We start from the raw sequence: 6,561 nt of genomic DNA on the forward strand, positions 1-6,561 counted from the left end.
TATGGAAGCGTTTACGATTCCCCGATTAGACACCGATGTGGGCTTGGTACGGGTCGAAGGGACCTGGGATCCAGTGACCGGAGAAATCCAACTGGTTGAAATTGATCAGATGGGCACAGACGGTTGGGTGGATGTAACTTTTTGGCTGTCAGAGCAAGAACACGAAGCGAGAGTGGCGGAAATTCTAACCGCCACCAAACTCTACCTCGTCACTCAATAAAATGACTGCTGGAAAGCTAGGAGCGGCTTATTGCTGCTCCTCGTTCAACAGTGTTTTGTACTCGACGAAAACCGCCGTCGTTTCACCGTAATACAGCGTGCCGTCTGATTTCACGACCAGATGGATTTCACTGTCTTCTGAGTTCGGTGCTGGCAGATCAACCCACCATTCTTTCGTGTTTGCTCCGTTAACATCCATATCGACCGGATTTGAACGGTCGCCTTCTTTCTGGATAAGACTGATTTTTGCTCCTTCCAATGGGTATTCTGACGTCAGCTTTAACACCACTTCACTGTCAGACAGACTTTCTGAACGCAGCTTGAGTTTGAAGTCGCCATTTTCCAGCGAGCAAATACCACTGGTGTATCGACAGTTTGAGTCAGCGGCGAGTTTGTAGGTTTCCCCTTCTTTTGCTGCGTGGGGTTTCTCACTGACTGCTAAGTCCACGCCAAAATAGGCTATCAAGGCAAGAATTGGGGCCACGAGCATGGCGGCAATTACGTGTTTGTTTTTTAACATGATAAAGAGTTCGCTTTCGTCCTTGGGCTAAGGGGTAACATACCATAGTGCGGTAGTCCCTCGAGGATAAAAAAAGCCCCTGAGCGGGGCTTTTTAGCGTTAACGTGACGCTCTCATCTAAGTGCTCAGCGTTATTGATTAGTGGTCTTGCGCTTCACCCGCACCGCCAGGGATACGAACGTGCTCAACCAGATCTTTAACGTGTTGTGGGGTTTCTGCAGTAACGCGCGATACCGCGATAGCAACCGTGAAGTTCACAAGTGCACCGATTGCACCAAATGCATTTGGCTCAATGCCCAGGAACCAGTTGCTGCCCCAGCTTTCCAGGTATTTCCAGTCCGCGATGAACAGGATGCCTTTGTGCTGGAATACGTAGAACAGTGTCACACTGATACCTGCGATCATACCGGCAATCGCACCTTCCTTGTTGATGGACTTCGAGAAGATACCCATCATCAGTGCAGGGAAGATTGACGAGGCGGCCAAGCCAAAGGCGAGGGCGACCGTACCGGCTGCGAAGCCCGGTGGATGGAGACCCAGATAACCCGCGAAGGCAATCGCCACCGCCATCGCAATCCGACTCGCCATGAGCTCATTTTTCTCTGAAATATCAGGCCTGAAGACCCCTTTCAACAAGTCATGTGATACCGCCGACGAGATAGCCAGAAGCAGACCTGCTGCCGTTGACAGTGCCGCTGCCAGACCACCCGCTGCAACCAGCGCGATAACCCAGTTAGGCAGTTTCGCGATTTCAGGGTTCGCCAGAACCATGATGTCACGGTCAACTTTCAGCTCGTTCGTAGACTTATCAGAGGTGTAGTTGATCTTGCCGTCGTTGTTCTTGTCATCAAAGCCAAGCAGACCCGTTTTTTCCCAGTTCTTGAACCAGTCAGGACGCTCGTCATAAGCAAGGTGCTGGCCTGGTGCAGGGTTAACGGTGTCCATCAAGTTCAGACGCGCCATTGCTGCAACTGCTGGTGCAGTGGTGTACAGAATCGCGATGAAGAACAGTGCCCAACCTGCAGAGATACGCGCATCACGTACTTTTGGTACTGTGAAGAAACGAATGATGACGTGTGGTAGACCTGCAGTACCGATCATCAGTGACATGGTGTAAACGAACATGTTAAGGGTGTCACCGCGGACTGATGTGGTGTATTCACTAAACCCAAGTTCAGAGACCACCTGATCGAGCCGGTCGAGCAAATAGGTATCCGTGCCGGACATGGTACTACCCAAACCAATTTGTGGCAGAGGGTGGCCAGTCAGTTGCAGCGAGATAAAGATCGCTGGAATGGTGTAAGCCAGAATGAGTACACAGTACTGAGCAATCTGGGTGTAAGTGATACCTTTCATGCCGCCAAGTACTGCGTACATGAATACGATCGCCATACCGATGTAAAGGCCCGTTGCGTAGTCAACTTCCAGGAAGCGGCCAAATGCCACGCCCACACCTTTCATCTGACCGATAACGTAAGTCACCGATGCGATGATCAGACAGATAACTGCTACCACACGTGCTGTGTTCGAATAGAAACGCTCACCGATAAACTCTGGAACAGTGAACTTACCGAACTTACGCAGGTAAGGCGCAAGCAGCAGTGCCAGAAGTACGTAGCCGCCTGTCCAGCCCATCAGGAATACAGAACCGCCGTATCCCATAAAACCAATCAGACCTGCCATTGAAATAAACGAAGCTGCAGACATCCAGTCCGCTGCCGTTGCCATGCCGTTTGCAACAGGGTTTACACCACCGCCTGCAACATAGAACTCTTTCGTTGAACCTGCGCGGGCCCAGATTGCGATCCCGATGTAGAGAACGAACGTGAAACCTACGACAAGGTAAGTAACGGTTTTCAAATCCATGACTACTGCTCCTTACTCGTCATCATCTACGCCAAACTCTTTATCGAGTTTGCGCATCTGAAAGGCGTAAATAAAAATGATGGCCAAGAAGGTATAAATTGACCCCTGTTGTGCGAACCAGAAGCCCAGCTTGTAGCCGCCGATACGAATTTCATTGAGTTGATCAACAAACAGGATGCCGCATCCAAACGACACCACGAACCAAACGGCAAGCAAATAAATCATCAGCCTGACGTTCTTTTGCCAATAGGCTTTGGCGTTATCTTGTTTCTGTTCCTCAGACATCACCATCTCCTTAAGTGACGAGTTAACGGATTGTTACGATTCGACAATAGCAGCCAAGGTACAAGGAGACACTGCAACTTTAGTCGACTGAGGAATGAAGCTAACCCCCTGCTATTAGGGGGTTTCTGTGATTTGAGGCAAGAAAGCGTCGTGTTAATGAAATGTTAAGCTAGACCAAGGTCTAATAGGCTTTAGGCTAAGGTGTAAAAGTCGAGTATGCCTTGTAGCAAATTACTTGTTGCAACGGCTGCAAGGATGAGACCCATAACGCGGCTTATGATCGAAGCGCCCACGCGGCCGATGATTCGATGGATAAATCCAGCGCTGAAAAGCAGTAATAAAGTGACGATTAATACCAGTAGCATAATGCCTGCGGTGACGACTTGTTCCATTACGGCGAAACGATGATTGTCGGTCAACATGACAATCGCCATCATGGCACCTGGTGAGGCGATAGAAGGCACCGCCAAAGGATATACCGCGGCTTCGGCCAGATCAGAATGTGATAGTGAGTGACTGCATAGTTTGGTTTCCTGATCGGGTTTGCTCTCACCAAAAATCATGCTCAAGGCAAACAGTAGTAATACAAGCCCACCTGCTGCCTGAAAGGCAGGTAAAGGGATTTGCATGGCTTCCAGTAAAAACTGCCCGGCAATCAGAAAGAACAGTAGTATCAGCGCTGCAATACCAACGGCTTTCAAAGCCACGATTCGCCGTTGCTTTTCAGTCATATGGCTGGTTTGTGAGAGATAAACAGGGACTGAGCCAATAGGATCGATAACAGCCCAGAGAACAACAAATTGGGTGATAAGTGCGCTTAACATGTTGGCCTCCTTGGAATCAAGAGAAGGTCAATTGGGGCTCGTCAGGGCGACGAGCCATGAGGCGTGATTGTACACGAGTTGACTGAACAGCGCCTGAAGGGGATTGAGAAAATCTTCGATTTAAGTGCGCGGGGAGACGTTAAGCGTCTTGGTCCATTTGCTGCAAGAGAATGACCGCTTGAGTGCGGTTTTTCACCCCAAGTTTGCGGAAAATGGCTGTCATATGAGCCTTAATCGTTGCTTCAGACACATCTAGTTCATAGGCAATCTGCTTGTTCAGCAGGCCATCATTGAGCATGTTGAGCACTTTGTATTGCTGTGGTGTGAGAGAAGAGATCTTATCCATCAGTGACTCTTCATCGCTGTCATCACTGAAATCAATCCCGGAAGGGAAACAGGTTTCGCCCTCAAGCACGTGGTTGAGACTATTTATCAGCTCACGCATGTCGCTGGATTTCGGAATAAAACCAATCGCGCCATTGGCTTTCACCTGGCGGACTACGCTGGCCTCTTCACTGGCTGAAATCACCACGATGGGAAGCTCTGGGTATTGGACGCGAAGGTGGATAAGACCGGACATGCCATTAGCGCCGGGCATTTTCAGATCCAGCAGCAACAAATCAATGTCGGGTTCTTTTTCCAGCAGGGCAGTCAGACTGTCTAGCGAGTCTGCTTCCAGCAAATTGGCACCACTGATCGCCATATGCACAGATTGAAACAGTGCATTGCGAAACAAAGGGTGGTCGTCAGCGATGACAATGGTGTATTGAGCGTCCATGGCGATTTCGTTAATACCTCTTTAACAAAAACGCTAACACCGGGGTAGGGATTGATCAATTTGCATAGGTGGGAAGTAAGAGCTTGATCCCCCGTCATTTGTGGGCAATGTCGGGGCGATCAAGTTTGTGTGCAATCAGCCTTGTTTGTTAATCAACTGATTTTGCTCAAGATGGGAAAGAAAGGGTTTAGCTTCCATAAATCCGGTCAAACGGGCATCAGGAAGTGGATTCCCGTTGGCATCCCAAAAATCGATGGTGGGTAAGCCCAGCACGTTAAGGGAAGTCAGCATTTTGATGTCTTGCGGACGGTTGGCCGTCACATCAGCCTGCAGCAAAACGAAGTTTTTCAGCTCCGGTGCAACGTTCGCATCGTGGAAGGTATACTTCTCGAACTCCTTACACGCCACGCACCAGTCGGCATAGAAATCCAGCATCACTGGCTTGCCTGCAGATTTGGCTGCTGCCAGTTCTCGATTTAGATCGTCGATATTGGCAATCTTAATGAACTCAACCGATGGCACTTCGGCTTTCGCAACTGGCGCAAATACAGCGTTATAGGTGTAAGCCGCACCACCACTCAGGCCGAGGATCGCGATAATCCCGAGTGCGCTGGCGATCTTGCCTGGCTGGAGTGTACGGCTGATATGATAAAGCCAACCCAGTGATACCAACATCCAGGCTGCCCACAGCCACACACTGACGCTTTCAGGCAGCAGACGCTCCAGCAGGAAGATAGGCGCAGCCAATAGCACCAGACCGAAGAAGATTTTGACTCTGTCCATCCAGCCGCCAGCTTTTGGCAGCAGTTTGTTGCCAAACATCGCTGCAATGATGAGCGGAATGCCCATACCCAATGCCAACGCGTAGAGTGTGACTGCGCCTGTCAGAAGATCACCGCTTTGCGCGACATACAAAAGTGCTCCGGACAGTGGCGCAGTGGTACATGGCGAGCAAATCAACCCGGAGATCGCGCCCATGGTGAACACACCAAGGTTGCTACCGCCTTTTTGCTGGTTGCTGATTTCGCTTAGCTTGGTTTGAAGACTGGCCGGAAGTTGCAGGTTAAACACGCCAAACATCGACAGCGCAAGCAGCACAAAGAGCGCACTCAAGCCAATCAACACATAAGGGTGTTGGAAAGCAGCCTGAAATTGTAAGCCAGCCGAAGCGACAACCAGTCCCAGCAGGGTGTAAGTCAGCGCCATACCCTGTACATAAAGCATGGAGAGTCGGAAGGTCTGCCCGTGAGTTTTCTTTCCGCCACCTAGTACGATACCGGTCAAAATCGGGTACATCGGCAGCACACATGGCGTGAAAGCCAAACCAATGCCCAAGCCCAAAAACAGTAAAGGCTGCCACCAGTTATCGGCGAGGCTGCTGACTTCTGTGGAAGACGAACTTGAGCCAGAGGAGGCTGGTTTTGCGGGTTCAACTGGAGCGCCAACAATTGGTGCTGGTGGCGCTTCACTGCCAGCGGCAACTGCGATTAATGGGACGGTGACGGTTTCTGGCGGATAGCAGAAGCCCGCTTCTGCACAGCCTTGGTAGGTGACTTTCAGCAGCGAGTTATCCGTCGCTTCAAGCAAAGGTACTGATACCGTCAGCGGCTCTTTGTAAATCGAGACCTCACCGAAGAACTCGTCTTCGTAAGGCTGTCCCTGACGCATATCCAGCGCGCCAATTTTGGCGTCTTCACTGGGAACAACTTCTATTTTGTCCTGATAAAGGTAGTAGCCAGGTAGAACCTGCCAGTCGAGATAAACCCGATCGCCTTGCTGGGTAAAGTTGAAAGGAAATGCCTGATCCACTGGAACGAACGCAGGTGCATTCCCCGCCGAAGGTGTCGGAGTGTTGAAAAGGGTAAATTCCGCCTTGGCGGGAAGGGCACTTATCAGCGCCAGCGCAAAAATCGCAAAAAGTCGTGAGCCTATTTTGGACATAGCCTTCATCAAAACGGTTTCTTAAAAATTGAATGAACTATATCACTGAGACCGGGAAAGCCCGAATTCGTTTCCAACGAAGATCGCATAATAAAAAAGGACGCCAAAGCGTTAATGCATGTGAATTA

General features: G+C 50.1%; 7 protein-coding genes. 1 reads left to right on the top strand and 6 read right to left on the bottom strand.

Features of this window, described 5'->3' with window-relative positions; all coding sequences use genetic code 11:
• Position 1: 1 nt before the first annotated feature.
• The gene (locus tag RN22_RS06680; RefSeq protein WP_002541990.1) at positions 2-220 is read left to right on the top strand and encodes a hypothetical protein; all 219 of its coding nucleotides are present in this window, start codon (positions 2-4) and stop codon (positions 218-220) included.
• 27 nt (positions 221-247) lie between these two features.
• Here the strand turns inward: RN22_RS06680 and RN22_RS06685 are convergent, their stop codons facing one another.
• The 6 genes from RN22_RS06685 to RN22_RS06710 form a co-directional block, all read right to left on the bottom strand.
• Positions 248-739 carry a hypothetical protein gene (locus tag RN22_RS06685; protein ID WP_002541989.1) on the bottom strand — a complete coding sequence of 164 codons (492 nt, stop codon included), beginning with the start codon at positions 737-739 and terminating at the stop codon, positions 248-250.
• A gap of 138 nt (positions 740-877) precedes the next feature.
• Positions 878-2,605, bottom strand: a complete 1,728-nt coding sequence (locus RN22_RS06690; RefSeq protein WP_002541988.1) for a sodium:solute symporter family protein — start codon at positions 2,603-2,605, stop codon at positions 878-880.
• Between the two features lie 12 nt (positions 2,606-2,617).
• Positions 2,618-2,890 carry a DUF4212 domain-containing protein gene (locus tag RN22_RS06695; protein WP_002541987.1) on the bottom strand — a complete coding sequence of 91 codons (273 nt, stop codon included), beginning with the start codon at positions 2,888-2,890 and terminating at the stop codon, positions 2,618-2,620.
• 191 nt (positions 2,891-3,081) lie between these two features.
• Entirely contained in the window at positions 3,082-3,714 is a 633-nt protein-coding gene (locus RN22_RS06700; protein WP_046303626.1) for a MarC family protein, read from the bottom strand.
• Positions 3,715-3,853: 139 nt separating this feature from the next.
• Positions 3,854-4,492, bottom strand: a complete 639-nt coding sequence (locus RN22_RS06705) for a response regulator transcription factor (protein ID WP_046303627.1) — start codon at positions 4,490-4,492, stop codon at positions 3,854-3,856.
• Between the two features lie 135 nt (positions 4,493-4,627).
• A complete protein-coding gene (locus RN22_RS06710; protein WP_046303628.1) occupies positions 4,628-6,442 on the bottom strand; it encodes a protein-disulfide reductase DsbD in 1,815 nt (604 codons plus the stop codon).
• Positions 6,443-6,561 lie beyond the last annotated feature (119 nt).

This window comes from Grimontia sp. AD028, assembly GCF_000973155.1.
Taxonomy (GTDB): Bacteria; Pseudomonadota; Gammaproteobacteria; order Enterobacterales; family Vibrionaceae; genus Enterovibrio; species Enterovibrio indicus.

Bases quoted from the DNA above. Each gene is read 5' to 3' on its own strand.
- RN22_RS06680 (WP_002541990.1), top strand. From the start codon at position 2: ATGGAAGCGTTTACGATTCCCCGATTAGACACCGATGTGGGCTTGGTA.
- RN22_RS06685 (WP_002541989.1), bottom strand. From the start codon at position 739: ATGTTAAAAAACAAACACGTAATTGCCGCCATGCTCGTGGCCCCAATT.
- RN22_RS06690 (WP_002541988.1), bottom strand. From the start codon at position 2,605: ATGGATTTGAAAACCGTTACTTACCTTGTCGTAGGTTTCACGTTCGTT.
- RN22_RS06695 (WP_002541987.1), bottom strand. From the start codon at position 2,890: ATGTCTGAGGAACAGAAACAAGATAACGCCAAAGCCTATTGGCAAAAG.
- RN22_RS06700 (WP_046303626.1), bottom strand. From the start codon at position 3,714: ATGTTAAGCGCACTTATCACCCAATTTGTTGTTCTCTGGGCTGTTATC.
- RN22_RS06705 (WP_046303627.1), bottom strand. From the start codon at position 4,492: ATGGACGCTCAATACACCATTGTCATCGCTGACGACCACCCTTTGTTT.
- RN22_RS06710 (WP_046303628.1), bottom strand. From the start codon at position 6,442: ATGAAGGCTATGTCCAAAATAGGCTCACGACTTTTTGCGATTTTTGCG.